The following is a 23,415-nucleotide window of genomic DNA, read 5'->3' as shown; positions in this document are numbered from 1 at the left end:
CCCATGAGCGACAAGGAAGAAGCCGCGCCCAAGAAGAAGGGCAAGCTGGTCAAGATACTGGGCCTGGTATTGGGAGTCGGCGTGCTGGTCGGCGGCGGCGTCGGCGCGGGGCTGTACGCCGCGAACAGCGGCATGGTCGGCGGCGCACATGGCGCGGCGAAGGAGGACCCGAACAAACCGCACCTCGTGCCGAAGTCCGAGCAGAAACGCGCGGGCGAAGGCGGCGGTGAAGGCGGTCACGGCGGCGGCGAGGAAGCCGCGAGCACCAGCCATGGCGGCCTGCCCACGCCCGAGAGCATGGCGGGCGACAAGTTCGCGTCCAATTACTACCCGCTGGACAAGGAGTTCACCTCCAACCTCCAGGACTCGACCCATTTCGTCCAGGTCGGGGTCGCGATCTCGACGCCGTACGACGACAAGGTGATCGAGCATTTGAAAACCAACGACATCGCGATCCGGTCGGCGATCCTGATGACGCTGGGCGACACCACCGAGGAGCAGGTGTTCACCAGCCAGGGCAAGCAGCAGCTGGCGCGCAAGCTGGTCGCCGCGATCAACGGCGTGCTCGAACAAAAGGAAGGATTCGGCGGGGTCAGTAACGTCTACTTTACCAATTTCGTTGTTCAGTGAACGGGCATGGTTAACAGGCCCGCAACCCCCGAATCGACGCCGGCGCGCAAACCCGCAGCCGCTCGCCCCGCGTCCGAGCGGCGTGAGCGCGCGCGCGGACAGATAGGCGCGGACGCGGGGCTGCTGGGCCAGAGCAAGCTCCATCCCTTCGGCGACCTCCACACGCTGCAGCATCTGTCGGCACGACTGGCGCGCAACCTGCGCCCCGTGTTCGAAGGTTACATGCGTGCCGAGACGCGCTGCTGGGCCGAGCCGCTCGAGGTGGTGCGTTTCTCCGATTACCGCAGCGAGCGCGGTGACGCGCTGACCGCGTGGTTGCCGATGGGCATGGACGGGCGCGCGATGCTGTGCGCGGTCGACGGCGCGTTCGTCGTCGGGCTGCTCGACATCTTCTTCGGCGGCACCGGCACGGCTCCGGCGACCGCGACCGACCTGTCGCCTGCCGCCGAGGCGCTGGTGACGCGGCTGGGCGCCGGCATCGCCGATCAATTGGAGCTGACGTGGGAGCCGGTGGCGCGCGCCGCCTTTTCGGTCGGTATCTGCGAAACCAACGCCGCGCACGTGTCGGGCATCGAGTCCGACGAGGTGATGGTCGTCACGCGCTTCGGCATCGCGGGCGAGGGTGCCGCGCCGGTGTTCGTCGACCTGCTCTACCCGGTCGCGACGTTGAAGCCGTTCACCCAGGTGTTGACCGGCAAGGTGGTCGCCAAGCCCGCCGAGGCTGATGCCGCCTGGCAGATGTCGCTGACGCGCGCGGCGATGACGGTGCGCATGCCCGTCCGCTCGGTGCTGGCCGAGCCGGTGCTACCTTTGCGCCGGTTGATGGACCTGAAACCCGGCGACGTCATCCCGATCGCGTTCAACAACGACGTGCCGATCGTGATCGGCGACACCTGCGTCGGCACCGGCACCGTCGGCACTTCGAACGGTCGCGCCGCGATCCGCATTTCCACGCTCAAAGGACCTATCGCATGAACGACATGACCGCCGATTTCGCGGTCGACGCTGCCGTCGCCGCCAATTTGCGGCTGCTGCAGGACGTCGACGTCAAGCTGACGGTCGAGATCGGATCGACCACGCTCGCGCTGCGCGAACTGCTGGCGCTCGGCGAAGGTAGCGTGATCGAGCTCGACCGCCAGGCGGGCGAGTTGCTCGACGTGTTCGTCAACGGCACGCTGATCGGACGCGGCGAGGTGGTGACGGTGGGCGAGCGCTTCGGCGTCAAGCTGCTCGAACTCGTCTCACCCGAGAAGCGCGGCTGAGGCCAACACCCATGATGTGGACCTACGTGCTCAAGCTGATCGTGCTCCTGCCGCTTGTCTGCGGCTTGATGATCGGTTCGCTCTACCTGTGGCGCAAGCTGGAGACGCGGATGCCGGGCGCGGCCGCCACCCGGACCATCGCCGTGCGTGAGACGATGATGATCTCGCCCGGCGTCAAGCTGGCGGTGGTCGAGTTCGAGGGGCGTCGCCTGCTCGTCTCGGTCGCGCGCACCGGGGTCACCCTGGTCGACAAGGGCGGCGCGGTGTCGGCGTCCGACGCCTTCGTGCCCACGCCTACCCCGACGCCGTCGTTCCGCGACGCGCTCGCCAGCCTGGCCAAGGGAAATCCGGCGCGAGGTGGCGCGTGAGCATCACCGTCACCCGCACCGGGCGCGGTCCCGCGCTGATCGCGCCCGTGTCGCCCCGCCCGCAGACGGCGCACGGCTGGGTCCGCGTCGTGCTCGCGCTCGCCGCGATACTCATCATGCTGTGCATCGCGGTACCCGCTTTTGCGCAAGTCGCACCGCCTGCCGGCGCGCCTGCTGCGCCGACGCCGGGTGTCGGCGACGCGATCGACCGTGCGCTCGGGCAGCTCTCGCGCGGCGACGCCAGCGCGACGCCGGGCGGCGGTTCGCTGTCCTTGTCGCTCCAAGTCCTCATTATCATGGGGCTGCTCACGGTGCTGCCCGGCATCGTGCTGATGATGACCAGCTTCACGCGGATCATCATCGTGCTGTCGATCTTGCGCCAGGCGATGGGACTGCAGCAGACCCCGCCCAACCAGGTGCTGATCGGCCTGTCGCTGTTCCTCAGCTTCTTCGTGATGGCGCCGGTGGTGAACCAGATCAACACGACCGCGATCCAGCCCTATGCCGCCGGCCGGCTGAACGGCACGCAGCTCATCTCCACCGCGGGCGCGCCGTTGCACGATTTCATGACCAAGCAGACGCGGGTGAAGGATGTGACGATGTTCGCCGAGATGGCGAAGTCGGGGCCGTACGCTTCACCCCGCGACATTCCGTATTCGGTGCTGCTGCCCGCGTTCGTGACCAGCGAACTCAAGACCGCGTTCCAGATCGGTTTCCTCGTGTTCCTGCCCTTCATCGTCATCGACCTGGTGGTCGCGACCGTGCTGATGGCGCTCGGCATGATGATGCTGTCGCCGACGATCATCTCGCTGCCGTTCAAGCTGCTGTTGTTCGTGCTGGTCGACGGCTGGGCGCTGACCATGGGTAGCCTCGCCAATTCGTTCGCGACCTGACGCGCGCGCTCTATCCCGACCGACCTATCCTCGCGGAACCCGACCGATGCAGCCCCTCGCCGACGCCGATTATTTCCTGACGATCGCCAACCAGACGATGTGGGTGCTGGCACTTGCCGCCGCGCCGATCCTGATTCCGGCGCTGTTGTCCGGCCTGATCCTCGGCATGGTGCAGGCCGCGACCTCGATCCAGGAACAGACGCTGTCGTTCGTACCCAAGCTGATCGTGGTCGCGGTGTCGATCATGATCTTCGGCGCGATGATCCTGGGATTGCTGAGCGATTTCACGACCGAGATCTTCGCGCGTATTCCCGACCTCGTCCGATAGGCCACGTGGCAAACCGCCTTTCCCTTTCGGCTTTACGGTAGTCGCCCGGCATGTTCGGGTTCAATTTGGCGATCGAACCGCAGCTATGGACGCTGCTGTTCGTGATGATCCGCGTCGGCGCGGCGCTGATCGCCGCTCCGGTGTTCGGCAATGTCTCCGTGCCGCTGCCGGTGCGCGTCGCCTTGTCGGGCGCGATCGCGGTGCTGGTGCTCGGCACCAACACGATCCAGGCACCGGCCGAGATCTTCACGCTCACCACCATCCTGTCGGTCGTCGCCGAAGCGCTGGTCGGCCTTGCACTCGGCTTCGTGCTCCAGATCGCCTTTGCCGCGCCGCTCGTTGCGGGCGAGATCATCGGCGGCGCGATGGGGATCGGGTTTGCCAACATGATCGACCCCAATTCGGGCCGCTCCAGCCCCGCGATTGGGCAGTTCTTGTCGATCATGCTGACGCTCCTGTTCCTGTCGCTCGACGGGCATCTGGTGCTCGTCGACATGATCGTGCGCAGCTACCGCGCGCTGCCGCCGGGGGCAGCGTGGTTGGGCGCGGGGCAGTTCCGCGACATCGCGCTGTTCGGCGGCTACGCCTTTCTCGCCGGACTGCTGCTCGCACTGCCGGTCGGGTTCCTGCTCCTGTGCCTCAACCTCGTGATGGGAATGCTGTCGCGCTCGGCACCCGCGCTCAACCTGTTCGCGATCGGCCTGCCCGCCAGCCTCGCGGTCGGCGTCGTCTCGATCGCGATCGCCTTCCCCGCGATGGGCGATTACCTCCAGGTCATCGTGCGTGAAGCGCTCGCCGCCGCGCAGAGCCTGGTGCTCACCTGATGTCGGAGGGTGGCGACAAGACAGAAGCCCCAACCGCCAAGCGCCGCAAGGACGCGCGCGAGAAGGGCGACGTCCTCAAGTCAAAGGACCTCGCAACCGCTTTGGTCGTGCTGGCGGGCGTCGCGTGGATGATCTTCTTCGGACCCCACTTGATCGCGGCGTGCAAGGCGGTGATGGCGGCGAGCTTTACGTTCGACCGCGGCGATGTAGAGGATTTCCAGCCCTGGCGACCGTTGGTGCAGGCGGGATGGCGGCTCGCCCCCGCGCTGGCTACCCTGTTCGCGATCACGATGGCGGCTGCGGTGGTCAGCCAGGCGGCGCTCGGCAGTCTGTCGTTCAACGCCTCGGTGCTCGCACCCAAGGGCGGGCGCCTCAATCCAGCAAGCGGGTTGAAACGCATCTTCGGCATGAACGGCTGGACCGAGCTCGGCAAGTCGCTGCTCAAGGTGATCCTGCTGGGCGCGATCGGCGCCTACATGCTGTGGGGCGTGGCGCAGTCGAGCTTCGGGCTCGCTTACTCCAACATCAACCAGGCGATCTCGTCGCTCGGATCGACGCTGACGGGCGTGCTGCTGGTGATGGCGATGGGACTGGTCGGAATCGCGATGCTCGACGTGCCGCTTCAGATCGTCCAGCTGCTCGGCAAGCTCCGCATGACCAAGCAGGAGGTCAAGGACGAGCATAAGGAGAGCGAGGGCAACGCCGAGATGAAGGGGCATCAGCGCGCGCAGGCGCGTGCGATGCTGTCGGGCGGGGTGCGCAAGGCGGTGGGCGAGGCGCATGTCGTGCTGACCAACCCGACCCATTTCGCGGTGGCGCTGCGCTACGATCGCGGGCGTGATCAGGTGCCGGTGGTGGTCGCCAAGGGGCGCGGCGCGACCGCGCTCGCGATCCGCGAGCTGGCAGGCGAGCGCGGACTTCGAGTGCTCGAATATCCCGCCCTCGCCCGCGCGGTCTATTACACCAGCCGCGAGGGGCAGGAGGTGCGCGACGACCTGTATCTCGCGATTGCGACGGTGCTGGCGTTCGTGTTCGGCGTCAACGCGGCGGCGGGCGGGACGCAGCCGCCGGTCGACGTGCCGCCGGGCGCACGCTTCGACGAAAACGGCATCCAGCAAGGGTGAAGAGTTGGCAGCAGGCGTAAAGGTTCGGCCCGCGCGGTCGTTTAACGGAACACAGCCATGACCACGACCAGCGCCACCAGCGGCACGACGCCGACGCCCACGCCGACCAAGTCGACCGCGAGCGTCACCACCTCGGCGACCAATTCGCTGCTGACTTCGCTCGGCACCGGATCGGGGGTCGACACCTCCAGCCTCGTCACCTCGCTGGTCGATGCGCAATTCGCGGCGAAGAAGAGCGCGCTGTCGACCAAGCTCGACACGATCTCGTCGCAGATCTCCGCGGTCGCGACGCTGAAGAGCAACATCACCGACTTCACCAAGGCGCTAGAAAACCTCGTCAAAGGCGGCACGCTCGCCTCGCAGCCGGTGGTGTCGAACGCGGGCGTATTGTCGGCCACTGCGCTGACGGGCGCGAAACTTTCGGGGCTGAACAGCACGATCAAGGTGACGCAGCTCGCCACCGCGCAGACGGCGGTGAGCGCGAAAGAGCCGACACCCAAGACGACGACGTTCGGCGAAGGCATCCTGACGCTCAAGATCGGAACGGTCACGACCGACAAGGACGGCAAGCCGATCTTGCAAGGTACCGACGCCGACAAAGACGGCAAGGACGACACGTTTTCGATCAAGATCGACAGCAGCAACAACACGCTGTCGGGCATCGCTGCCGCGATCAACGCGTCGAAATCGGGCGTGACGGCTTCGATCGTGAACGATGCCGATGGCGGCGCCTATCTGTCGCTCAAAGGCGCGACCGGCGCGGCGCAGGCATTCTCGCTGTCGAGCGATAGCGCCGACCTCGCGTCGTTCGCGGTCGATCCGCTGTCGCCAGATACGTCGGCGATGAAGGTGTCGAGCCAGTCGCAGAACGCGAAGCTCAACATGGACGGCGTCGACGTCGAACGCGCCTCGAACGAGGTGAGCGACCTGATCGCCGGCGCGAAGCTCAACCTGACAGCGGTCGGCACGACGACGCTGACGTCGAGCCGGCCGACGACCGCGATCACCAACGCGGTCAATGATTTCGTCGACACCTACAACGGCATCGTTCAATCGATCAAGGAACAGACCGACCCGATCACCGGCGTGCTGCGCGCCGATCCGGCGGCGAAGAACCTGCTGCGCGCGCTGCAGGGACTGACGAGCAAGGTGTTGAACGGCAATGCCGCCGCGGGCGTGCCCAACACCCTGGCCGCGATTGGTATCCGCACCACGCGGGAGGGCATGCTGGAGGTCGACGACAACGCGCTGACCGCGGCAATGACGACCAACGCCGACGCGGTGGAGGCGATGTTCTCCTACGGCACGTCCGACGGCATCTACTCGGCGATGCAGTCGTTGCAGCTGAACGCGACCAGCTCGATCTACGGTCTCGGGGCCTCGAACAGCAATTACCTGAAATCGCGTACCTCCGTGACGGATGCGCAGGCAAAGCTGACCGACCAGGCAACGTCAATGACCACGCGGCTGACGCAGCAATTCTCGAGCATGAACGCCAAGGTGTCGGCGTACAAGTCGACGCAATCGTTCATGCAGCAGCAGATCGACCAATGGTCGAAGTCGAACTGATAGCGGGGCTCGACTGACATGGCCTACGCATCCGCCCTGCTGCGCGATCCGGCGCGCACCTACCGCGAGATCGATCTCGCCGGCCGCACCGCGGTGGCGGACGGCCCCGCCTTGGTGCAGCTCCTCTACGAGGAACTGATCGCGGCGCTGCGCACCTCGGCCTGGGCGGCGGAGAACGGGCGCTACGCGGTCAAGAGCGAGCGCGTGACGCGCGCCACCGCGATCCTGTTCGCGCTGGAAGCAAACCTCGACTTCGAACGCGGCGGCGAGGTGTCGACCACGCTGGCGCGGCTCTACGCGGGCGCGCGTCGCCGCGTGGTGGAGGCGAGCATCGGCCACTCCGGCGCGCCGTTCCGCCACGTCGCCGACGAACTGGACGAGATCGCACAAGCGTGGAAGCAGGCGCGCGCGGCATAGCGCAGCCATAGCTAACCGATCAGGGACACGCCCCGAACACGCTACGCTGCACCTTGGTCGCACGGTCCCACCATGCGCGTGCCAGCAGCGTCGCGACGAGATCGGCATCGCCGCCGAAGCGAACGAGGATCGCCGGCCAGCCGTGATAATGATCGGTCTGCCAGAACGTCGCCGGATCGCGCTCCAGCAGCCGGTCTTTCTCCTCGAGTGCGACATGGAGCACGAAGCTGTCGGGATCGGGCGCCGTGGTCGCCGCAAGCGTGCGTCCGCGAAACCGGAGCGCGGGCTTGCCGTAGGATGTGCCCTGCTCGACCCCTGGCAGCGCAATGCCGACCGCCACGACGGCTGACCAGTCCTTCATCGCATATCTTTCCGACACCGCAGCCATCGTACCCGCCGGTCGGTGTATCAAACCACCGTGGCAAGGCCAGCATGATCCCGGCCTGCGCGCGCGAGCGTCACGTGGCGGCTTTCGCATCCACGTAAATCAAGTACACGGAACAAGCGCCCTGGCAACCCGCTGAACGGTCGTTCGCCACGGAGACGCTCATGTCGGTTCGTCATTTCGCCACGTTGTTCGGCATCGTCTTCCTGCTCGCCGGTGTGGCGGGGTTCATACCCGGCCTGTCGCCCGAGCATGTGCATCCGGGCGTCACGGTCACGGCGTCGTCGCGCCTGGCGCTGGGGCTGTTCCCGGTCAACGTGCTGCACAATCTGGTGCATGTGGCGTTCGGCCTCTGGGGCCTGTTCGCTGCACGCAGCGTCGGCGGCGCTTACGCTTATGCAAAGGGCGTGGCGCTGATCTACGCTGCGCTGACGATCATGGGGCTGATACCGGCAACCGACACGACCTTCGGCCTGGTGCCGATTTACGGCAACGACATCTGGCTGCACGCGCTGCTCGCGATCGTCGCTGCTTATTTCGGGTTCGTCCACCGGGAGCGTGTAGGGCTCGTGCAGCCCTGACCGATTATCCCGGCCCCGTCCCGCGCCCGATCCAGCGGTGGCGCACGAAGAACAACGTCGTGCCCGCGGCGATGACGAAGCAAAGCCCGACGATCGCGTCGAACGCCCAGGGTTCGTGCGCGAACCACAAACCGTCGACGTTCATCCCGTACAGCCCGGTGATGAAGGTGAGCGGCAGGAACACCATCGCCGCGATCGCGATCACCAGGCTGCGCGAATCGAGCTGTTCGGCGCGCAGGTCGGTCAGCGCCTCGTGCACCACGCTGGCGCGTTCGCGGATCGCCTCCACCTCCTCCGCCATGCGCGCGGCGCGGTCGGCGGCGGCGGACAGATGTGCGCGATCATCGTCGCCCAGCCAGTCACCCGGCAGCGTCGCCAGCCGCTCGAGCGCGATCCGCTGCGGTGCCAGGAACCGGCGGTAGTTGATCGCCTCCGAGCGCACGCGCGTCACGCCGCGGCGCAACTCGAAGATGCGTTTGACGTCGAGCTTCTGCTCGCAATCGTCGAGCCAGTCGCCGAGATCGGCGACGACCGGGTCGAGATCCTCGGTGATCTCGGTCGCGAACGCGGTCAGCAGGTCGCCGGGATCGCGGATCGTGCCCGATTTCACCTCCTCGACGACGGCGTCGAGCGCGACCAGCTTCTTGCGCGTGACCGATACGACGCGCCCCTTCGCCGCCCAGATGCGGATCGAAGCAAGCATGTCCGACGACTCAAGCTCCTCGTCGGTGCGGCCGCGCAGATTGAGGAACGCGCCCTCACCGGTGCCGCCGCCCATCTTCTCGCAACGCGGGCGGGTTTCATTCGCGGTCAGCGCGTCGACCGTGAAGGGTTCGAGCTTGGCGCACGCGCGCAGCCACGTCTGCGCATGCTCGGCGGTGGTCGCGAGATGCACCCAGACGAACGGCGCGCCGCAGCCGAGCGCGTCGGCCAGCTCGACCGGCTCGGCGCGGCCATCGGCGATGCGATAGGCGAAGCCGGTCATGCGCGCTGCCCGCCCAGCGCCACGTCGACGGTCAGCCCCTCCGCGCTCGCGCTGGACGCGGCCTCGGTCAACTCGCGCACCGCGTCGGCGCGCGCGCGGTCGAGAACCGCCGCGGGTACGTCACCGCGGTGCGTGACGCGGTCGGCCTGCGCGAGCCAGCGCGCCTCGCGCAACGTGAGATCGTCGGGATCGGTCGAGCGCAGGCGGATGTGCGCGACACGCGGCGCGGCGCCGGCGGCGATCCGTTCCACCACGTCCGCGCCGTCATGATCGCCGAGCGGATCAAGCGCACCGCCGGCGGCGAGTGCGGCACCGATCGCGCGGCGGCGCTGCGCCGTCTCGGGAAAGCGCGCGCGCAGCGCAACGCGCGCCGCGTGGAGCGCCTCGGCCAATCGCCCGATCCCCGCGGGCAGGATCGCCTCCAGCCGCTGGCGCACCGCCGCGGCGAGCCCGGCGGAGACGCCGCCGGTGCCGATCGCGACCAGCAGCGGCGCGCGGTCGACGATCGCGGGCAACGTGAAGTCGCACAGCTCTGGGCGATCGACGACGTTGACGAGTAGCCCCCGCGCCTTCAGCCGATGCGCGGCGGGTTCGTCATCGGCGACCACCGCCAGCCGCGCCTCGCCCGCGTGGTCCTCGCCGACGATCGTCGCGCCGGCGCGTTCGAGCAGGCGGCGCTTGGCATCGGCCGCCTCGCCCTCCCCCACCAGCACCACCGCGCGGCCGGACAGCCGCACGAAGATCGGCAGCGCGGGCCAGAGACTCACGGCACCGGCGCTCACCGGCTCACAACCATTCGGGCACGCGCTCAGCCGCGAGGATCGTCTCGGCGGCGATGCGGTCGGCGACCACGGCGTAGCGGTCGCTGTCGACCAGCACCTCGGGCACGAGCGCGCGGCTGTTGTAGGTCGACGCCATCGTCGCGCCATACGCGCCCGCGCTGTGGAACACCGCGAGGTCACCGGACGCCACGCGATCGATCTCGCGCGCCATCGCGAACGTGTCGCCCGTCTCGCACACCGGACCCGCGATGTTGCCCGTCATCCGCTCGCCCGTGGGCTGAACGGCTGCGAAATCGTGCCACGCGTCGTAGAGCGCGGGGCGTGCGAGGTCGTTCATCGCCGCGTCGACGATGACGTACGGGTTCACGACGCCCGGCTTGACCCAGATCACGCGCGTCAGCAGCACGCCCGCGTTCGCCGCGATCACGCGGCCGGGCTCGAACATCAGCTCCACGTCCCAGCCGCGCGTCACGCGCTCCACCATTGCGCCGTAATCGGCCGGCGGCGTCGGGCGATCGTCGGCCTTGTAGGCAACGCCCAGACCACCGCCCAGATCGACGCGCGTGACGCGGTGGCCCCCGCTACGCAGCTCGTCGACCAGTGCCTTGACGCGGTTGTACGCGGCCTCGAGCGGGGCGAGATCGAACAACTGGCTGCCGATGTGGATCGCGACGCCCTGCAGATCGAGGCCCGGCAGCGCGGACAGGCGCGCGAACATCGCCGCGGCCTGATCGATAGGCACGCCGAACTTGTTCTCGCGCTTGCCGGTCGAGATCTTGGCGTGGGTACCCGCATCGACGTCGGGGTTGACGCGCAGCACCGCGCGCGCGGTCAGCCCGCGTTCGGCGGCAAGGCGGGCGAGCACGACGCCCTCCTCCTCCAGCTCGATGTTGAACTGTCCGATCCCGGCATCCAGGCCGCGGATCAGCTCGGCGGGTGTCTTGCCGACGCCCGAGAAGACGATGTCGCGCGCGGCCATGCCGGCCGCCAGCGCGCGCGCCATCTCGCCGCCCGAGACCACGTCGGCGCCGTAGCCTTCGGCCGCCAGCAGCCGCAGCACCGCGATGTTGGGATTGGCCTTGATCGCATAGGCGAGATGCTTGCGCTCCACGCCCGCCAGGGCGTCGCGAAAGGTACGCGCGTGGTCGCGGAAGGCGGCGGCGGAATAAACGTAGACGGGGGTGCCGACCTCGTCCGCGATGCGCGACAAGGGCACGCCCTCGCACCACAAAGCGCCGTCGTGATAATGGAAATGGGTCATTGCGGGGGCAGGTCGAACTCGTCGGGCTTGCGGGGCTTGGACTTGGTCAGCAGCTCGTTGCTACGCGTCGGGCGCGCCTGCACCGAGGGGGTGAGCAATTGCGAAACGCTCGGCTTCTCGGCCGCGCCGCGCGGTGCGACGGGCAAGGCCGCACCAGGCGCGGGTTTCAGATCCTGCGTCGAGCCGCACGCGGCGAGCGGCAGCGTGGCGAGCAGCAACAGATGCTTCATGCCATCTCTCCCCGCGCCGCCCGGATTGCGGCGCGCACGTTGGCGGGCGCAGTGCCGCCGAAGCTCGTCCGGCTGGCAACCGAGGCGTCGACCGACAGCACGTCGAACACACGCGCGTCGATCCGCGCGTCGATCGCCTGCAGGTCGGCGAGCGGCACGCGGTCGAGCGTGACGCCCAGCGTTTCCGCACGCGCCACCGCGCGGCCGGTGATGTGGTGCGCCTCGCGGAACGGCACGTCGGCCTCGCGCACCAGCCAGTCGGCGAGATCGGTGGCGGTCGCGAACCCGCTCTCGGCGAGGCCGCGCATCCGATCGGTGCGGAAGGTGACGCTCTCGACCATCCCGGTCATCGCGGCGAGGCACAGGCCGAGCAGATCGTGGCACTCGAACACCGGCGGCTTGTCGTCCTGCATGTCCTTTGAATAAGCGAGCGGCAGGCCCTTCATCGTCACGGTCAGGCTGACGAGGCAGCCGGTGATCCGCCCGGCATGGCCGCGCACCAGTTCCGCCGCATCGGGATTGCGCTTCTGCGGCATGATCGAGCTGCCGGTCGACCATTGGTCGGAGAGGCTGATGAACCCGAACGGCTGCGACGCCCACAGCACGAACTCCTCGGCGAGCCGCGACAGGTGAAGCGCACACTGCGTCGCCGCCATCAGATAGTCGAGCGCGAAGTCGCGATCACTGACCGCGTCGAGCGAGTTGCGCGTCGGCGCATCGAACCCGAGCGCGTGAGCAGTGGCGTGGCGGTCGACCGGAAAGCCGGTGCCGGCGAGCGCGGCGGACCCGAGCGGGCACAGATTGGCACGCGCGCGATTGTCGGTGAAACGGCTCGCGTCGCGCGCGATCATCTCGTGATACGCCATCAGGTGGTGGCCAAGCGTCACCGGCTGCGCGGATTGCAGGTGGGTGAAGCCGGGCATGACGCTGTCGGCGTGTTCCTCCGCGCGCGCGAGCAGCGCGGTGTCGAGCGCGCGGAGAGCGGCCAGCACCTGATCGGTCGCGTCGCGCACCCACAGCTTGAAATCGGTCGCGACCTGATCGTTGCGGCTGCGCGCGGTGTGGAGGCGTCCGGCGACCGGCCCGATCGCGTCGGCGAGCCGCGCCTCGGTCGCCATGTGGATGTCCTCGAGCGCCAGGTCGACCGGCACGCCGTCCGCCTCGTAACCGTCGGCGACCTGCGCCAACCCCGCGTCGATCGCGGTTGCGTCATCCGCCGAGACGATGCCCTGCTGCCCCAGCATCGCGACGTGCGCGCGGCTGCCCGCGATGTCCTGCCGCCACATCCGCTTGTCGAAGGGGATGGAGGCATTTATCTCGCGCATCACGGCCGCCGGCCCCTCGGCGAACCGTCCGCCCCACATCTGATTGGAACCGTTCATGTCAGCGCGCTCGGCGATCGTACTTCTCCTCGGGATCGCGACGACGATCGCGGGTTGCGATAAGCCCGCATCGAATAACGGGCAAGCGGCCTCGGATCAGGTCGCCGCGAACGACGCCGCCGCCGCGCCAAGCGCGGACGAGGCCGCGCCGTCGACCGCCAGCGCTCCCAAGGCAGGCGCGGTCGATCGCAGCCACAAGGGCGAGGCGGCACCCGCGGTCGCCTTCACCAACGCTGCGGGCAAGCCGCTGACGGTCAAGGCGTTCGGCGGAAAGCCGACGCTGGTCAACCTGTGGGCGACGTGGTGCGCGCCGTGCGTCAAGGAGATGCCGACGCTCGACGCGGCGGCGAAATCGACCAATGGACGCGTCCGCTTCGTCGCGATCAGCCAGGACATGGACCCCAAGAAGGCACGCAGCTTCTTCGCGGAGCGCCGGCTGTCAACGATCGAGCCGATGTACGATCCGCAGCTCGGTTTCAGCCTGGCGTTGAATGCGAACCTGCCGACGACGATCCTCTACGACAAGCGCGGACGCGAGCTGTGGCGGGTGACGGGCGAGCGTGACTGGTCGAGTGCGGAGTCGCGCGCGCTGTTGAGCGAGGTCTGAACCCGCTCGACGCTCAGCGGCGATCGTCGCGCTGATCACGCTCGTCGGCGCGATCGTAGCCGCGGTCCCCGTACCCGCGGTCCTCCGCCGGCGCTCGCCCGCGATCGCGGTCGCGCAGCGACGCACCCGCACCTTGTAACGCTGCGCCGACATCGTCGACCGCGCGGTCGCCGTGGCGGCGGATCTGGTCGGCGAGGTCGTTGGCTGCGCGGCTGGTCTGGTTGGCGGCCTCGTCGGCCGCGCGGGCACCGACACGGTCTGCCTGCCCGCGGATCGCATCGCCGAGATTGTCGAGGCTGCTCGACACGTTCGCCGCGGCATCGTTGACGTCGTCCGACACCGCATTGCCGATGCGGTCGGCCTGACGGTCGATCTGTTCCTGGCAACCAGCGAGCGCGATCGATGCGACCGCGGCGAGGATGGCGGGCTTGAGCATGGCAGTGGACTCCTTCGTGCCGGCTCAATCAACGAGGCAGCGAAGGGTTTCGCGCTACAGCGGATCGCCCGCCTGCGCGCGTGCGAGCTCGACCGGATCGTGCGTGCACGTGACGGTGACGTGCTCGCGCTGCTCGATCGACAAACGCCTGAGCCGCGCCTGATTGTCGATCCGGCTGCGCGCGTCGGCCTCCATCAGGCGCTGATAAGCGCGCAGGCCCGGCGTGCAGCGCCGCTGCGCCTCGCGCATCTCGCCGCGGTAGAAATAAGCATCGCCGGCATGGAGCAGCCAGCGCCCGCCGTCCTGCCGGATCGCGACGCCGGCGTGACCCCAGGTGTGGCCGGGCAGCGGCACCATCAACAACTCGGGCGGCAGACCATCCAGGTCCCGCACTGCCTCGAACCCGAACCAGTCCTCTCCCTGCGCGCCGTAACGCCGCCAGTCGGCGACGCCATTCAGCTGCGGCATCCGCCAACGGTTGCGCGCGACGAAGCCGGTGTGCGGGCGCGTGGCGTCCTCATATTCGCGTGCCATGACGTGAACGGTGGCGTTCGGGAAATCCTCCAGCCCGCCGGCGTGATCGAAGTCGTGATGGGTCGCGATGATGTGGCGCACGTCCGAGGCGCGGAAGCCGAGCGCCTCGATCTGGCGAACCGCGGTTTCCTCTTCCCGCAGGCGTATGTTGAGCATCGCGCGCCACGGTCTGGGAATGCGCGGGTCGGCGCGGTGCGGGTGGTCGACATCCTTCAATCCGTAACCGGTATCGACCAGCACCAACCCGTGCGCGTCGGTTTCGATCAGCAGGCAATGGCAGACGATATGGCCGAGCAATCCGGTGCTGCACCCGTCGAACAACGCGCCGCCGAGCGGACAATCGGTGCCGCAGTTGAGATGGTGGATCCGCATCGCCTTGCTCCCGCACCTGCCCCGCCGTGCCGGACAGTTGCGCTGGGAACGGTGGCATGAAAGGCGGGTTCCGGAACGCGGGCGCGCTTCTAACCCAGGTAAGTCATTATGATCGCGCGTATTTCGTCACACCGCGCGCAGCCGCAGCGGCGAACGACCGAGTTCGCGCGCCGAACGCTCGGGATCGCTCAGCGTGATCCGCTTGCCCGTCCACACCAGGTCGCCCGCCTTGCGCGCGGCCTGGAGCATGCGGTTGACGTGAACCGGGGTGAGCCCGAGCGCGTCGGACAGCGTTTCCTGCGTCAACGGCACGTCGAACCCGCGCGAGCGCACCAGACCGGCGAGTTCGAGCCGATCGTAGAGTTCGAGCAGCAGGTCCATGATCCGCTCCTGCGCATTCATGCGGCCGAGGCGGGTCACCTGCGCCAATAGGTACGCTTCATCGCACGCGCGGCTGAGCGCATAGGCAAGATCGAGCGCGCGCGAGGCTCCGCGCGGCGGCGCCGGGCAGACGGTGAGCGGCGTCAGCGCGATGATGGTTGAGGTCGAGATCGGATCGGGCAGCTCGCTGATGCCGATCACGTCGCCGGGCACCATCAGGCCGACGATCTGCCGCCGACCATCGACGAGCAGGCGGACGCGCGCGGCCCAGCCGTCGAGCAGCAGCAGCGGCGTCTCGACCGGACGCCCTTCGGACAGCAATTCCTGCCGCGGGCGCAGCAGGTATGCGCTCGCGACCGCAACCTCCAGCAACTGCCGCGCCTCCTCGTCGAGCGGTGCCAGCTGCGACAGGCGTGCGACAACAACCGAGCGCTCGGCGGTGACGTGTCGGGCGTTGATCATTCCCTGTCTCCTTGCCCAGCCCGCTCTTCCTGCCCGCACAGCGCGGACACGGACGAGATCAGCGCCGCGTCGGCATACGGCTTGGTCAGGCGCGGCGTCGCCCGGTAAGCATCGGGCAGCGTTTCCGCATCGTAACCCGTCACGAATAGATGCGGAACCCCTACCGCGACCAGACGATCGGCCAGCGGCAGCGACCAGTGCCCGTTCAGATCGACATCGAGCACCGCCGCGTCGGGCAACTCGGCCTCGATCAGTCGGCGGGCGCCCTCGACATCGGCGACCGGGCCTATCACCTCGGCCGACGCGGCGACCAATTGCCGGCGCAAATCGGACGCGATCAGGTAATCGTCCTCTACCACCAGAATGCGCTTGCCCGCCAACGTCGCCATGTCGCGTCGAATACTTCCTGCTTTGGTCACCACCACGGGCGGCGACCTTGATCAATCAACCGTCGCCGGTGGTGAGCGGCAACCGGATCGAGCATCGCACGCCGCCGCCCTGAACCACGAAGCTCGTCGTGGCACCGTGCCGGTAAGGCAAAGCTTCCTCGATCCATTCGCGCCCGAAGCCGCGGTGGCTGGGCGTTGCCGAGACGGCCGGAACGCCGCTCTCGCTCCATGTAAGATCAAGGACGCGCTGCCCGTTATGATCCGCGTCAACCTGCCAGCGGATTTCAATCCGACCCGCACCGCGCAGCGCGCCGAACTTCAACGCATTGGTGGTCAGCTCGTGCAGCGCGAGCCCGATCGCCTCGGCGTGCGACAATGACAAGGCGACGTCGGGACCCGAGAGGGTCACCTGCGCTTCGTCGGTTGCCCCGACGCTGATCAGCTCGTCCCTGATCAGGCTCTCCAGATCGGCGGTACCGTCGGGATGGCGCGTCACGCTGACCTGCGTGCGCGCGAGCGCGTCCAATCGGCCGCGGAAATGATCGATCATGTCGGCGCGGTCGTACGTCGCCTCGGCCGTGCGCACGAAGACCGAGCGGATCACCAGCAGGATGTTGCGCGCGCGGTGCTGCAGTTCGGCGGCGATGCGGACATAGCGTTCCTGGATCATGCGCAGATCGTGGACGTCGGTTGAGGTGCCGAGCCATTCGACGATCTCACCGCCTTCGTCGCGAACCGGAGTCGCGCGGGTGGCGAACCAGCGATACTCGCCCGTTTCCGCGTGAAGGATGCGGCTCTCCATCTCGAGCTGCCCGGTCTGCTCGGCCGAGCGCCAGAAGGCGCGCGCCGCCGCGCGGTCGCTCGGGTGCACCGCGGCTTCCCAGCCGAACCCCAGGCTTGCCGGCGCGGACAGGCCGGTGAACGCGGTCCACTGCGGACTCGCCCAGGTCCATTCGCCGCCGTCGATCGCGCGCCAGACGAGCTGGGGTATCCCCTCCACCAACGCACGCTGACGCGCCTCGCTCTCGCGCAAGGCCGCCTGCGCACGCTTGCCCGCGTCGATGTCGATCGCGAAGGCGACCAGCGTGCCGTCGCCCAGTTCGCGACCCGCCATCAGCACCCATTTGGTCGACCCGTCGCGGTGGAGCAGTTGCGTCTCGAACGGCCCGACGCGCCCGGTCGCGGCGAAGATCGTCAACTGCTGCCGCGCTTGCGCCGCATGCTCGGGCGGCACTAGCCCGATCCAGCTGAGCGCACCCGCCTCCAGGTGCGCGCGCCCGCGACCGAGCTTGCCGAGCAGGCGATCGTTCGCCTCGATCAGCGTGCCGTCGCGCGCCAGCACCAGGATGCCGAACGCGTCATAGTCGAGCACGCGCTGCACCTCGCCATCGCCGCGCGCGCGCGGCGCCGCGCCATCGTTTGCGGCCTGCTCGCCCGCGAGCGGTTGGTGGAGCAGCGTGCCGAGCGTCGGAAAATCGCGCTCGATCGCATTCAGGTCACGCGCGAACGACAGCTCGGGATGCGCCTGCGCCCAGAAATGCTCGGCGCGGATGTACGACACCAGCGCGACCATCTGCGCGTAACGCTCCGCGCCGACCGCGGCGGTGAGCGCTTCGGCGAGCAGCACGGTCTTTGCCGGATGAAGAAAGATGCCGGTGACCGCATCGAGCAGGTCACCCTCCAGCGGCGATCCGGCGGGCGGCAGCGTGTCGAGCCCGTCCCCATCTCGCAGTGCCTCGGCTAACGCATCCACCGCCTCCGCCGTGACGAACGGACGCCGCAGCAGCGTGACGACGGCCGCTTCACGCAACGGCGCAACCGCGCGATCGCCGGCGGGATAGCCGTGACCGACCAGGCGGCTGACATGGCGCACCAGGCAGTAACGCACGCCCGCTGCCTGCGACAACCGCACGAACACGCATTCCTTGAACAAGGGCGGCAGGCGGTTGTCGAGATAGGCTTCCTCGGCGAAGCGGCACAATGCCTCGAGCCCCGCCTTGTCGCTGGCGGTGGTGAAGTGCGCCGGGCTGATCCCCAGCCGCGCCGCCGCGCTCGCCTCCGCACTCGCGGGGTCGGGTGCGTCGTCGGGGAATGCTTCGTCGCGCTGGGCGTGCTGCGTCACCTCGTCCGACCCCTTTCTCCGCCACACCTCGCGCGCATCCCCATCATCCGGGCGCGCGGGCGGTCGACTGCTCCGTGGCGCGCAGCATCGACGCCGTGCGCGGGCCTGACAACAAACGAGGCGCGCCAAACGACGCATCCACGATGGTCAGATCTCGTTGTCGTCCGATTCCTCATCCGCCGCCATACGCGCGCGGCCCTTGAAGCCTTGCGCGATCACGTACCATTCGGACGAATCTTTCCGGCTGGCGGGCGGCTTGGCATGCTTCACCGTGGTGAAGTTGCGCTTCATCGCGGCAACCAGGTCGGCGTCGGCACCGCCCGCGAACACCTTGGCGACAAAGGCACCGCCCGGACGCAGCACGTCGATCGCGAAGGCAAGCCCGGCCTCGACCAGCGCCATCGTGCGCAGGTGGTCGGTCTGCTGATGCCCCACCGTATTCGCCGCCATGTCGGACAGGACGAGATCGGCAGGCCCACCCAGCGCCTCGGTCAATCGGTCGGGGGCGGCATCGTCCATGAAGTCCATCTGCAGGATGGTGACGCCGTCGATCGGATCGACCGGCAGCAGGTCGATGCCGACCACGGTCGCAGCCGGCGTGCGGCGCTTCACCACCTGGCTCCAGCCGCCCGGTGCGATGCCGAGGTCGAGGATGCGCTTCTGCCCGCGCAGGAAACCGAACCGCTCGTCGAGTTCGAGCAGCTTGTACGCCGCGCGGCTGCGATAACCCTCCGCCTTTGCCTTGCGGACATAAGGGTCGTTCAGCTGGCGCTCCAGCCAGCGCGTCGACTGCGCGCTGCGCCCGCGCGCGGTGCGGACGCGGGTGCGGCCGCCTGATCCACCTCTCGACATATGCTCAGCGTGCTTCCATCAATCGGCGCAGGATGCCCTCGCGGATGCCGCGATCGGCAATGCCGAGCCGCTCGGCCGGCCAGAGGTCGAGAATGCCTTCGAGGATCGCGCAGCCCGCGACCACCAGATCGGCACGCTCGCGCCCGATGCACGGAAAACGCGCGCGTTCGGCGAGCGACATGCCGGCCAGGTCCTGGCTGATCCGCCGCATCGCGGCCGCCGGCGCGATCAACCCGTCGACCTTGGCGCGGTCGTAGCGCTCGAGTTCGAGATGCACGCTCGCCAATGTCGTCACGGTGCCGCTGGTGCCGAGCAGCCGCGGGCGCTCGCCCGGATCGGGCAATCGCTGGGCAAAGGGCGCGAAACTCTCACGCACCAGCGCGCGCATCCGCGCATAGCTCGCCGCGCGCTCGGCCGCGCTGTCGCCGCCGCCCGCGCTCTCGGTCAGCGACACGACGCCCCAGGGCGCCGAATGCCAGTCGCGGACGGTCGGCACGGTGCCCGCGGTGTCGATCAGCACCAGTTCGGTCGAGCCGCCACCGATGTCGAAGACCAGCGCGGGCCCGGTTCCGGGCTCCAGCAGCGCGTGGCAGCCGAGCACGGCGAGGCGCGCTTCCTCTTCCGCCGAGATGATGTCGAGGTGGATGCCGGTCTCGTCATACGCGCGCGCGATGAAATCCTGACCGTTCACCGCACGACGGCACGCCTCGGTCGCGACCGAGCGCGCGAGCGTCACGTTGCGGCGCCTGAGCTTGTCGCTGCAGACCTTCAACGCCGCGATCGTCCGCTCGATCGCCTGATCGGACAACCGCCCCGACGAGGCGAGCCCCTCGCCCAGCCGGACGATGCGCGAGAAGGCGTCGACCACCGCGAATCCCTCGCCCTGCGGGCGCGCGATCAGCAACCGACAATTGTTGGTACCCAGATCAAGGGCGGCATAATGCCGCGCATACCCGCCGCGCGCGGGTCCGCCGCGCAAATCCGGCGATTGCTGCCTTGCCGAACGGGCGGGATCAAGGGCCCGCCGGCGCGGCAATTCGGCGGGATGTTCCACCATTGCCGTCAGTCTCACTTTTTTCTTCCGTCACGGGCCGCTTGGATCGACCCGCCGGTGCTTGAACACCAAGCTAGCAGCGCCCGCTCCCTGCGGCAAGCGCCGCACCGCTTCAAAGGCGTTGACACCCACGCCCAATCACCCTAAATGCGCGGCCTCGTTGCCCGATCCTCTAATGGTAAGAGAGCGGACTCTGACTCCGTCAATCAAGGTTCGAGTCCTTGTCGGGCATCCATTTACCACTGATAACGCGTTGACTCGATTGGCTTTTGCCTCGGTCAGCATGGTTTGTCCCCACATTTAGACACCTTGCGCGGCGATGCGGCTCACGTCCTGAGCGATCGTCTGCAACCAGTCGATCCCGTCACCCATGTGATGTTCGAGCATGAAGGCGAGCTTCGTCTTTAGATCGGCCGCGGTGGTAACTGGGTGGTGCGCCACCTCATCCATCGCGTTGACCCACACGTCGTTGAGGTCGTTGTTGCGCCTGATCTCCCGTGACAGCGCCTCGCCCTCCAAGCCGTCCAGCGTCGCGATGTGAGCTGAAACTACTCGGTCTTTCGCGCGGCTTTCCGCAATGAGTGCGTGGAGCCGATGGTCAGCCGTTGCACCACAGGCGTCACTCGTGAGGGCCGCACCGCCAACGACGATAGCAGCACCAGCGGCATACACAGCGGCTCCGGTAAGAAGCTGGCGGCGATTGGGAGCGGCCATGTCAGTGCGCTCCCTTCAACACGGCGGCAGCGTCGGCAGCGATCGCCATCACCTCGTTTTCCTCGATCACACAGCCCTCGGTCCATTGAGCGAGGGCATGGAGCTTCTCAGTCACGCCGAGTGCGTCATGCGCCGGTTCTGAGAGCAGAGCATGGTATGCCGCGCTCGCCGCATTCCCATAGTCCGCGACCTTATCTTCGTCGGGGTCAGCTTGATCGCAGATGGCAAGGTAGCGTCCGAAGGTTGTCTTCCACTCGGCCAGCCGACGGTCAAATGCCGTGATCGGAGAGAGCGATGCGAGGGAGGGCGCAGCCGCTAGAGCAGCGATGACACCAGCGCCGCCGAACAGCGCGCGACGGTTGAGGTCGGTCACTTGCGCGCCTCCACCTGTCCGAAGCTGTAGAGAGCGTTCCACGCGCTGACATGTGCGGCATTGCTAGGATTGAACGGCGCGACGCCGGGCGCGTAGGCAGGCTGTCCGTTGGCAGAAGGCCGCACGAACGGTATGACATTTGAAGCCATGACGATCCTCCATTGATCGTTTCGGTTAGAGCCGGTGCGAGGGTCCTACGCCTTGCCCCGGCTCGCACTATCAGATATCGGTAAAGAATGACGGATGCAATAGCGGATATCGGAAAGAAGCGGGGACGCCCACCAGTTGGCTCGGTGGGAGTCCTGGTAAAGCTCCCTCCCGACGACTTGGCATCGCTTGAAGCGTGGATTGCTAAGCAGGCAAGCCCACCATCTCGACCTGAGGCTATTAGGCTCATCCTTCGAGAGAAGTTCGGGTGACTAGATTAGGCGCTGCCTTCGGAGGGCAGCGCTCATAAATAATTGCAGTTGATTCATCGCGACGATCTGCAACCCTGCCTCAATCATTCGAGGGGGAGGGAGTCGTGTCCATATTACTCGTCACTTACGATCTGAAGGCGCCGGGTCGGAACTATCAGCCGGTCTGGGACTATTTTAAACAGTACAACCGCTGCAAAGACCTTGAGTCGGTGTACCTTATCGAAACGGATAAGCTGCCTGCCACGGTTCGTGACGAGCTAGGCAAGCTGATCGACGCAAACGATAAGATATTCATCGTAAAGCTTGCGCGTTCTTGGGCTGCGCGCCGATTTGGTTGTGGCGACTGGCTCAATGAACCGGCCCGCAAATGGGGCTGACTGAATCTTAATAGATCATTGGAGGTTTTGAAGTGGCAGGTGGACCGTTCTCAGTAGGTGACTTGGTAATGCTCAAGTCTGGCGGACCGTTGATGACGGTCGAGGCATGTCAGCCGTATAATGCGGGCGGCGGTTTTCAGGCGATGACCGTGTGGTTCGCCGGAGATGAGGTTAAGAGGCTAACTTGCCATTCTCTCACCCTCGAACTCGCGCAAGATTCCGAGGATAATAACGCCTAAGTGTAGTGATCCTGGAGCCTCTATGATTAAATCTGTGACGGTGTGGGGTCAACGTTTAGAGATTAGCGTCGAGCAGCGCTCATCTAGCGTTTGGGTCGCGAGTGGTGAGTACATGGGTGAGTACAAGCAGACCACCGGCCGCTCACCGGGCACCGCTGCCGGACAATGGCGCATTTGGGCGCACACAAAGGGGGGGTGACGCGATGGCGAGTACAGAACCACAGAACGGTTGGGATACTCTGCTGGCGTTCCACGTGAGCGCGATGAACGGTATCGCCACTTTAGCCGCCACCCTGCGCGGAGCAGGGATCTTGAACGACGCGGCCGTGAGCGAGATGCATACCGTCATGTCTCACCCGCTCACGCAACTTGAGCGCGATGGGAATGGGTATGTGATCGAGATGCAACGGACGCTCGACAACATCTTCGCAGCGGTGAAGGCAGCGCCGGAAGTGATTAGGCGGGAAGAAGGCGAGTAGCGTACCGATATCGTCACGCATGGTGTGAGGCCGGGAGGGAACGAGGGATAACCTCCCGGCCTCTAGCGCAGCAGCATTTCCCGACGCTGCCACGCTATCTCGTTATTGCAATGTCCCATCCATATCGAGCTGTTGCAGCATGGTTTGCAGGTCACGTCTGATCTGCTGAACCGCTGCCGCGCTGCTCTGCTGTAGCGCTTGCGCCAGACCATCGGGGCCGATCGCGCCCGCAAGGCTGTTCGTGATATGAACATCGCCCATGCGGATCGATGGCTTCGATTTACCGTGCGCCTCGACACCCAGCGAACCGTTCGGACCGCGCTTGAGCGGCATAATCGCTTCCGCGCCGGCCTCACCCATCATCCCCATTTTCGAGCCGTTTGCGAACTTGAACAGGGTAGGCGAGGAAACGATTGAGTTGGTGAAGGCACCGCCGTTGGCGAACCGTTGCGCCGTATCGAACGCTCCACCCTTTGCGTACTGCTGAGCGGTGCCGAACGCGCCGCCGTTAGCGAACAGGCTGCCGAACAAATGTGGATCGGCGTGGAAAAGGGACCCCGGTAGCGGAGTGATCGGCGTCGAAA

Annotated in this window: 32 protein-coding genes and 1 tRNA gene; 16 read left to right on the top strand and 17 right to left on the bottom strand. The window is 67.1% G+C overall.

What is annotated here, in order from left to right:
- Nucleotides 1-3 precede the first annotated feature (3 nt).
- The 10 genes from Q0579_RS04940 to Q0579_RS04895 are packed head-to-tail and all read left to right on the top strand — an operon-like array spanning nucleotide 4 to nucleotide 7,415.
- The gene (locus Q0579_RS04940; RefSeq protein WP_298809758.1) at nucleotides 4-630 is read left to right on the top strand and encodes a flagellar basal body-associated FliL family protein; all 627 of its coding nucleotides are present in this window, start codon (nucleotides 4-6) and stop codon (nucleotides 628-630) included.
- Between the two features lie 6 nt (nucleotides 631-636).
- Nucleotides 637-1,605: a FliM/FliN family flagellar motor switch protein gene (locus Q0579_RS04935; protein WP_298809754.1), complete on the top strand. Its 969-nt coding sequence runs from the start codon at nucleotides 637-639 to the stop codon at nucleotides 1,603-1,605.
- Entirely contained in the window at nucleotides 1,602-1,892 is a 291-nt protein-coding gene (gene fliN, locus Q0579_RS04930; protein WP_174193862.1) for a flagellar motor switch protein FliN, read from the top strand. Before Q0579_RS04935 ends, fliN begins: the two co-directional genes overlap by 4 nt.
- Before the next feature lie 11 nt (nucleotides 1,893-1,903).
- A complete protein-coding gene (locus tag Q0579_RS04925; RefSeq protein ID WP_298809750.1) occupies nucleotides 1,904-2,260 on the top strand; it encodes a flagellar biosynthetic protein FliO in 357 nt (118 codons plus the stop codon).
- Entirely contained in the window at nucleotides 2,257-3,153 is an 897-nt protein-coding gene (fliP, locus tag Q0579_RS04920; RefSeq protein WP_298809747.1) for a flagellar type III secretion system pore protein FliP, read from the top strand. The genes Q0579_RS04925 and fliP overlap by 4 nt, the downstream gene beginning before the upstream one ends.
- 46 nt (nucleotides 3,154-3,199) lie before the next feature.
- Complete coding sequence (gene fliQ / locus Q0579_RS04915) at nucleotides 3,200-3,481, top strand: flagellar biosynthesis protein FliQ (RefSeq protein WP_093006364.1); 282 nt, start codon at nucleotides 3,200-3,202, stop codon at nucleotides 3,479-3,481.
- A 50-nt stretch (nucleotides 3,482-3,531) separates the two neighbouring features.
- Nucleotides 3,532-4,305 (top strand): flagellar biosynthetic protein FliR, encoded by a 774-nt coding sequence (gene fliR / locus Q0579_RS04910; protein WP_298809740.1) that lies wholly within the window; start codon nucleotides 3,532-3,534, stop codon nucleotides 4,303-4,305.
- The gene (locus Q0579_RS04905) at nucleotides 4,305-5,429 is read left to right on the top strand and encodes a flagellar type III secretion system protein FlhB (RefSeq protein ID WP_298809738.1); all 1,125 of its coding nucleotides are present in this window, start codon (nucleotides 4,305-4,307) and stop codon (nucleotides 5,427-5,429) included. The genes fliR and Q0579_RS04905 overlap by 1 nt, the downstream gene beginning before the upstream one ends.
- 57 nt (nucleotides 5,430-5,486) lie before the next feature.
- Entirely contained in the window at nucleotides 5,487-6,998 is a 1,512-nt protein-coding gene (gene fliD, locus Q0579_RS04900; RefSeq protein ID WP_298809737.1) for a flagellar filament capping protein FliD, read from the top strand.
- A gap of 18 nt (nucleotides 6,999-7,016) precedes the next feature.
- Nucleotides 7,017-7,415: a flagellar protein FliS gene (locus tag Q0579_RS04895; RefSeq protein WP_298809734.1), complete on the top strand. Its 399-nt coding sequence runs from the start codon at nucleotides 7,017-7,019 to the stop codon at nucleotides 7,413-7,415.
- A gap of 19 nt (nucleotides 7,416-7,434) precedes the next feature.
- Here the strand turns inward: Q0579_RS04895 and Q0579_RS04890 are convergent, their stop codons facing one another.
- A complete protein-coding gene (locus Q0579_RS04890) occupies nucleotides 7,435-7,776 on the bottom strand; it encodes an MmcQ/YjbR family DNA-binding protein (RefSeq protein ID WP_298809729.1) in 342 nt (113 codons plus the stop codon).
- Nucleotides 7,777-7,964: 188 nt separating this feature from the next.
- Here Q0579_RS04890 and Q0579_RS04885 point away from each other — a divergent pair, with 188 nt between their 5' ends.
- A complete protein-coding gene (locus tag Q0579_RS04885; RefSeq protein ID WP_298809726.1) occupies nucleotides 7,965-8,381 on the top strand; it encodes a DUF4383 domain-containing protein in 417 nt (138 codons plus the stop codon).
- A gap of 4 nt (nucleotides 8,382-8,385) precedes the next feature.
- Here Q0579_RS04885 and Q0579_RS04880 read toward each other — a convergent pair whose 3' ends face one another.
- The 5 genes from Q0579_RS04880 to argH are packed head-to-tail and all read right to left on the bottom strand — an operon-like array spanning nucleotide 8,386 to nucleotide 13,003.
- The gene (locus tag Q0579_RS04880) at nucleotides 8,386-9,366 is read right to left on the bottom strand and encodes a CorA family divalent cation transporter (RefSeq protein ID WP_298809723.1); all 981 of its coding nucleotides are present in this window, start codon (nucleotides 9,364-9,366) and stop codon (nucleotides 8,386-8,388) included.
- Nucleotides 9,363-10,133, bottom strand: coding sequence for an NAD(P)-dependent oxidoreductase (locus Q0579_RS04875; protein WP_298809721.1), 771 nt, complete (start codon nucleotides 10,131-10,133; stop codon nucleotides 9,363-9,365). The genes Q0579_RS04880 and Q0579_RS04875 overlap by 4 nt, the downstream gene beginning before the upstream one ends.
- Before the next feature lie 19 nt (nucleotides 10,134-10,152).
- Nucleotides 10,153-11,409 (bottom strand): diaminopimelate decarboxylase, encoded by a 1,257-nt coding sequence (gene lysA, locus Q0579_RS04870; RefSeq protein WP_298809719.1) that lies wholly within the window; start codon nucleotides 11,407-11,409, stop codon nucleotides 10,153-10,155.
- Complete coding sequence (locus Q0579_RS04865) at nucleotides 11,406-11,639, bottom strand: hypothetical protein (RefSeq protein WP_298809717.1); 234 nt, start codon at nucleotides 11,637-11,639, stop codon at nucleotides 11,406-11,408. The genes lysA and Q0579_RS04865 overlap by 4 nt, the downstream gene beginning before the upstream one ends.
- Nucleotides 11,636-13,003, bottom strand: a complete 1,368-nt coding sequence (gene argH / locus Q0579_RS04860) for an argininosuccinate lyase (RefSeq protein ID WP_298809946.1) — start codon at nucleotides 13,001-13,003, stop codon at nucleotides 11,636-11,638. The genes Q0579_RS04865 and argH overlap by 4 nt, the downstream gene beginning before the upstream one ends.
- A 16-nt stretch (nucleotides 13,004-13,019) precedes the next feature.
- On the opposite strand from argH, the gene Q0579_RS04855 reads away from it, so the two are divergent.
- Nucleotides 13,020-13,628 (top strand): TlpA disulfide reductase family protein, encoded by a 609-nt coding sequence (locus tag Q0579_RS04855; RefSeq protein ID WP_298809714.1) that lies wholly within the window; start codon nucleotides 13,020-13,022, stop codon nucleotides 13,626-13,628.
- A gap of 13 nt (nucleotides 13,629-13,641) precedes the next feature.
- Here the strand turns inward: Q0579_RS04855 and Q0579_RS04850 are convergent, their stop codons facing one another.
- The 7 genes from Q0579_RS04850 to Q0579_RS04820 form a co-directional block, all read right to left on the bottom strand.
- Nucleotides 13,642-14,064, bottom strand: a complete 423-nt coding sequence (locus tag Q0579_RS04850; protein ID WP_298809711.1) for a hypothetical protein — start codon at nucleotides 14,062-14,064, stop codon at nucleotides 13,642-13,644.
- A 54-nt stretch (nucleotides 14,065-14,118) separates the two neighbouring features.
- Nucleotides 14,119-14,970, bottom strand: coding sequence for an MBL fold metallo-hydrolase (locus tag Q0579_RS04845; protein WP_298809709.1), 852 nt, complete (start codon nucleotides 14,968-14,970; stop codon nucleotides 14,119-14,121).
- A gap of 126 nt (nucleotides 14,971-15,096) precedes the next feature.
- The gene (locus Q0579_RS04840; protein ID WP_298809707.1) at nucleotides 15,097-15,813 is read right to left on the bottom strand and encodes a Crp/Fnr family transcriptional regulator; all 717 of its coding nucleotides are present in this window, start codon (nucleotides 15,811-15,813) and stop codon (nucleotides 15,097-15,099) included.
- Nucleotides 15,810-16,202, bottom strand: coding sequence for a response regulator (locus Q0579_RS04835; RefSeq protein WP_298809704.1), 393 nt, complete (start codon nucleotides 16,200-16,202; stop codon nucleotides 15,810-15,812). The genes Q0579_RS04840 and Q0579_RS04835 overlap by 4 nt, the downstream gene beginning before the upstream one ends.
- Nucleotides 16,203-16,257: 55 nt before the next feature.
- Nucleotides 16,258-18,324, bottom strand: a complete 2,067-nt coding sequence (locus Q0579_RS04830) for a PAS domain-containing protein (RefSeq protein WP_298809701.1) — start codon at nucleotides 18,322-18,324, stop codon at nucleotides 16,258-16,260.
- Nucleotides 18,325-18,471: 147 nt separating this feature from the next.
- Nucleotides 18,472-19,176: an RlmE family RNA methyltransferase gene (locus Q0579_RS04825; RefSeq protein ID WP_298809698.1), complete on the bottom strand. Its 705-nt coding sequence runs from the start codon at nucleotides 19,174-19,176 to the stop codon at nucleotides 18,472-18,474.
- A 4-nt stretch (nucleotides 19,177-19,180) separates the two neighbouring features.
- Nucleotides 19,181-20,233: a Ppx/GppA phosphatase family protein gene (locus Q0579_RS04820; RefSeq protein ID WP_298809943.1), complete on the bottom strand. Its 1,053-nt coding sequence runs from the start codon at nucleotides 20,231-20,233 to the stop codon at nucleotides 19,181-19,183.
- A gap of 158 nt (nucleotides 20,234-20,391) precedes the next feature.
- On the opposite strand from Q0579_RS04820, the gene Q0579_RS04815 reads away from it, so the two are divergent.
- Nucleotides 20,392-20,465 (top strand) — tRNA-Gln (locus Q0579_RS04815).
- A gap of 65 nt (nucleotides 20,466-20,530) precedes the next feature.
- Here the strand turns inward: Q0579_RS04815 and Q0579_RS04810 are convergent.
- From Q0579_RS04810 to Q0579_RS04800, 3 genes are read right to left on the bottom strand one after another with little or no spacing between them, the layout of a single operon-like run.
- Complete coding sequence (locus Q0579_RS04810) at nucleotides 20,531-20,944, bottom strand: hypothetical protein (protein WP_298809695.1); 414 nt, start codon at nucleotides 20,942-20,944, stop codon at nucleotides 20,531-20,533.
- A 1-nt stretch (nucleotide 20,945) separates the two neighbouring features.
- Nucleotides 20,946-21,317 carry a hypothetical protein gene (locus Q0579_RS04805; RefSeq protein WP_298809692.1) on the bottom strand — a complete coding sequence of 124 codons (372 nt, stop codon included), beginning with the start codon at nucleotides 21,315-21,317 and terminating at the stop codon, nucleotides 20,946-20,948.
- Nucleotides 21,314-21,466: a hypothetical protein gene (locus tag Q0579_RS04800; RefSeq protein ID WP_298809689.1), complete on the bottom strand. Its 153-nt coding sequence runs from the start codon at nucleotides 21,464-21,466 to the stop codon at nucleotides 21,314-21,316. The genes Q0579_RS04805 and Q0579_RS04800 overlap by 4 nt, the downstream gene beginning before the upstream one ends.
- A gap of 374 nt (nucleotides 21,467-21,840) precedes the next feature.
- Between Q0579_RS04800 and Q0579_RS04795 the strand changes: the two genes are divergently transcribed.
- The 3 genes from Q0579_RS04795 to Q0579_RS04790 all read left to right on the top strand — a co-directional run bounded on the left by Q0579_RS04795 (nucleotide 21,841) and on the right by Q0579_RS04790 (nucleotide 22,831).
- Nucleotides 21,841-22,113: a hypothetical protein gene (locus Q0579_RS04795; RefSeq protein WP_298809687.1), complete on the top strand. Its 273-nt coding sequence runs from the start codon at nucleotides 21,841-21,843 to the stop codon at nucleotides 22,111-22,113.
- Nucleotides 22,114-22,145: 32 nt separating this feature from the next.
- Entirely contained in the window at nucleotides 22,146-22,352 is a 207-nt protein-coding gene (locus tag Q0579_RS18260; RefSeq protein WP_366522263.1) for a DUF2158 domain-containing protein, read from the top strand.
- A 203-nt stretch (nucleotides 22,353-22,555) separates the two neighbouring features.
- Complete coding sequence (locus Q0579_RS04790) at nucleotides 22,556-22,831, top strand: hypothetical protein (protein WP_298809686.1); 276 nt, start codon at nucleotides 22,556-22,558, stop codon at nucleotides 22,829-22,831.
- A gap of 102 nt (nucleotides 22,832-22,933) precedes the next feature.
- On the opposite strand, the gene Q0579_RS04785 is transcribed toward Q0579_RS04790, so the two are convergent.
- A partial coding sequence (locus Q0579_RS04785; protein ID WP_298809685.1) for a hypothetical protein occupies nucleotides 22,934-23,415 on the bottom strand: 482 nt, incomplete at its 5' end.

Source organism: uncultured Sphingomonas sp. (assembly GCF_936927845.1).
Lineage (GTDB): Bacteria > Pseudomonadota > Alphaproteobacteria > Sphingomonadales > Sphingomonadaceae > Sphingomonas.
The sequence above is the reverse complement of the archived record's forward strand: the minus strand, read 5'-3'. Positions and strand labels throughout refer to the sequence as shown.

What these genes read in the sequence shown, in the direction of transcription:
- Q0579_RS04835 (WP_298809704.1), bottom strand. Translation starts at nt 16,202, where the DNA reads ATGGCGACGTTGGCGGGCAAGCGCATTCTGGTGGTAGAGGACGATTAC.
- fliR (WP_298809740.1), top strand. Translation starts at nt 3,532, where the DNA reads ATGTTCGGGTTCAATTTGGCGATCGAACCGCAGCTATGGACGCTGCTG.
- fliD (WP_298809737.1), top strand. Translation starts at nt 5,487, where the DNA reads ATGACCACGACCAGCGCCACCAGCGGCACGACGCCGACGCCCACGCCG.
- Q0579_RS04890 (WP_298809729.1), bottom strand. Translation starts at nt 7,776, where the DNA reads ATGAAGGACTGGTCAGCCGTCGTGGCGGTCGGCATTGCGCTGCCAGGG.
- Q0579_RS04935 (WP_298809754.1), top strand. Translation starts at nt 637, where the DNA reads ATGGTTAACAGGCCCGCAACCCCCGAATCGACGCCGGCGCGCAAACCC.
- argH (WP_298809946.1), bottom strand. Translation starts at nt 13,003, where the DNA reads ATGTGGGGCGGACGGTTCGCCGAGGGGCCGGCGGCCGTGATGCGCGAG.
- Q0579_RS04800 (WP_298809689.1), bottom strand. Translation starts at nt 21,466, where the DNA reads ATGGCTTCAAATGTCATACCGTTCGTGCGGCCTTCTGCCAACGGACAG.
- Q0579_RS04925 (WP_298809750.1), top strand. Translation starts at nt 1,904, where the DNA reads ATGATGTGGACCTACGTGCTCAAGCTGATCGTGCTCCTGCCGCTTGTC.
- fliQ (WP_093006364.1), top strand. Translation starts at nt 3,200, where the DNA reads ATGCAGCCCCTCGCCGACGCCGATTATTTCCTGACGATCGCCAACCAG.
- Q0579_RS04840 (WP_298809707.1), bottom strand. Translation starts at nt 15,813, where the DNA reads ATGATCAACGCCCGACACGTCACCGCCGAGCGCTCGGTTGTTGTCGCA.
- Q0579_RS04790 (WP_298809686.1), top strand. Translation starts at nt 22,556, where the DNA reads ATGGCGAGTACAGAACCACAGAACGGTTGGGATACTCTGCTGGCGTTC.
- Q0579_RS04810 (WP_298809695.1), bottom strand. Translation starts at nt 20,944, where the DNA reads ATGGCCGCTCCCAATCGCCGCCAGCTTCTTACCGGAGCCGCTGTGTAT.
- Q0579_RS04905 (WP_298809738.1), top strand. Translation starts at nt 4,305, where the DNA reads ATGTCGGAGGGTGGCGACAAGACAGAAGCCCCAACCGCCAAGCGCCGC.
- Q0579_RS04845 (WP_298809709.1), bottom strand. Translation starts at nt 14,970, where the DNA reads ATGCGGATCCACCATCTCAACTGCGGCACCGATTGTCCGCTCGGCGGC.
- Q0579_RS04850 (WP_298809711.1), bottom strand. Translation starts at nt 14,064, where the DNA reads ATGCTCAAGCCCGCCATCCTCGCCGCGGTCGCATCGATCGCGCTCGCT.
- fliN (WP_174193862.1), top strand. Translation starts at nt 1,602, where the DNA reads ATGAACGACATGACCGCCGATTTCGCGGTCGACGCTGCCGTCGCCGCC.
- Q0579_RS04820 (WP_298809943.1), bottom strand. Translation starts at nt 20,233, where the DNA reads ATGGTGGAACATCCCGCCGAATTGCCGCGCCGGCGGGCCCTTGATCCC.
- lysA (WP_298809719.1), bottom strand. Translation starts at nt 11,409, where the DNA reads ATGACCCATTTCCATTATCACGACGGCGCTTTGTGGTGCGAGGGCGTG.
- Q0579_RS04895 (WP_298809734.1), top strand. Translation starts at nt 7,017, where the DNA reads ATGGCCTACGCATCCGCCCTGCTGCGCGATCCGGCGCGCACCTACCGC.
- Q0579_RS04855 (WP_298809714.1), top strand. Translation starts at nt 13,020, where the DNA reads ATGTCAGCGCGCTCGGCGATCGTACTTCTCCTCGGGATCGCGACGACG.
- Q0579_RS04940 (WP_298809758.1), top strand. Translation starts at nt 4, where the DNA reads ATGAGCGACAAGGAAGAAGCCGCGCCCAAGAAGAAGGGCAAGCTGGTC.
- Q0579_RS04865 (WP_298809717.1), bottom strand. Translation starts at nt 11,639, where the DNA reads ATGAAGCATCTGTTGCTGCTCGCCACGCTGCCGCTCGCCGCGTGCGGC.
- Q0579_RS04885 (WP_298809726.1), top strand. Translation starts at nt 7,965, where the DNA reads ATGTCGGTTCGTCATTTCGCCACGTTGTTCGGCATCGTCTTCCTGCTC.
- Q0579_RS04825 (WP_298809698.1), bottom strand. Translation starts at nt 19,176, where the DNA reads ATGTCGAGAGGTGGATCAGGCGGCCGCACCCGCGTCCGCACCGCGCGC.
- Q0579_RS04880 (WP_298809723.1), bottom strand. Translation starts at nt 9,366, where the DNA reads ATGACCGGCTTCGCCTATCGCATCGCCGATGGCCGCGCCGAGCCGGTC.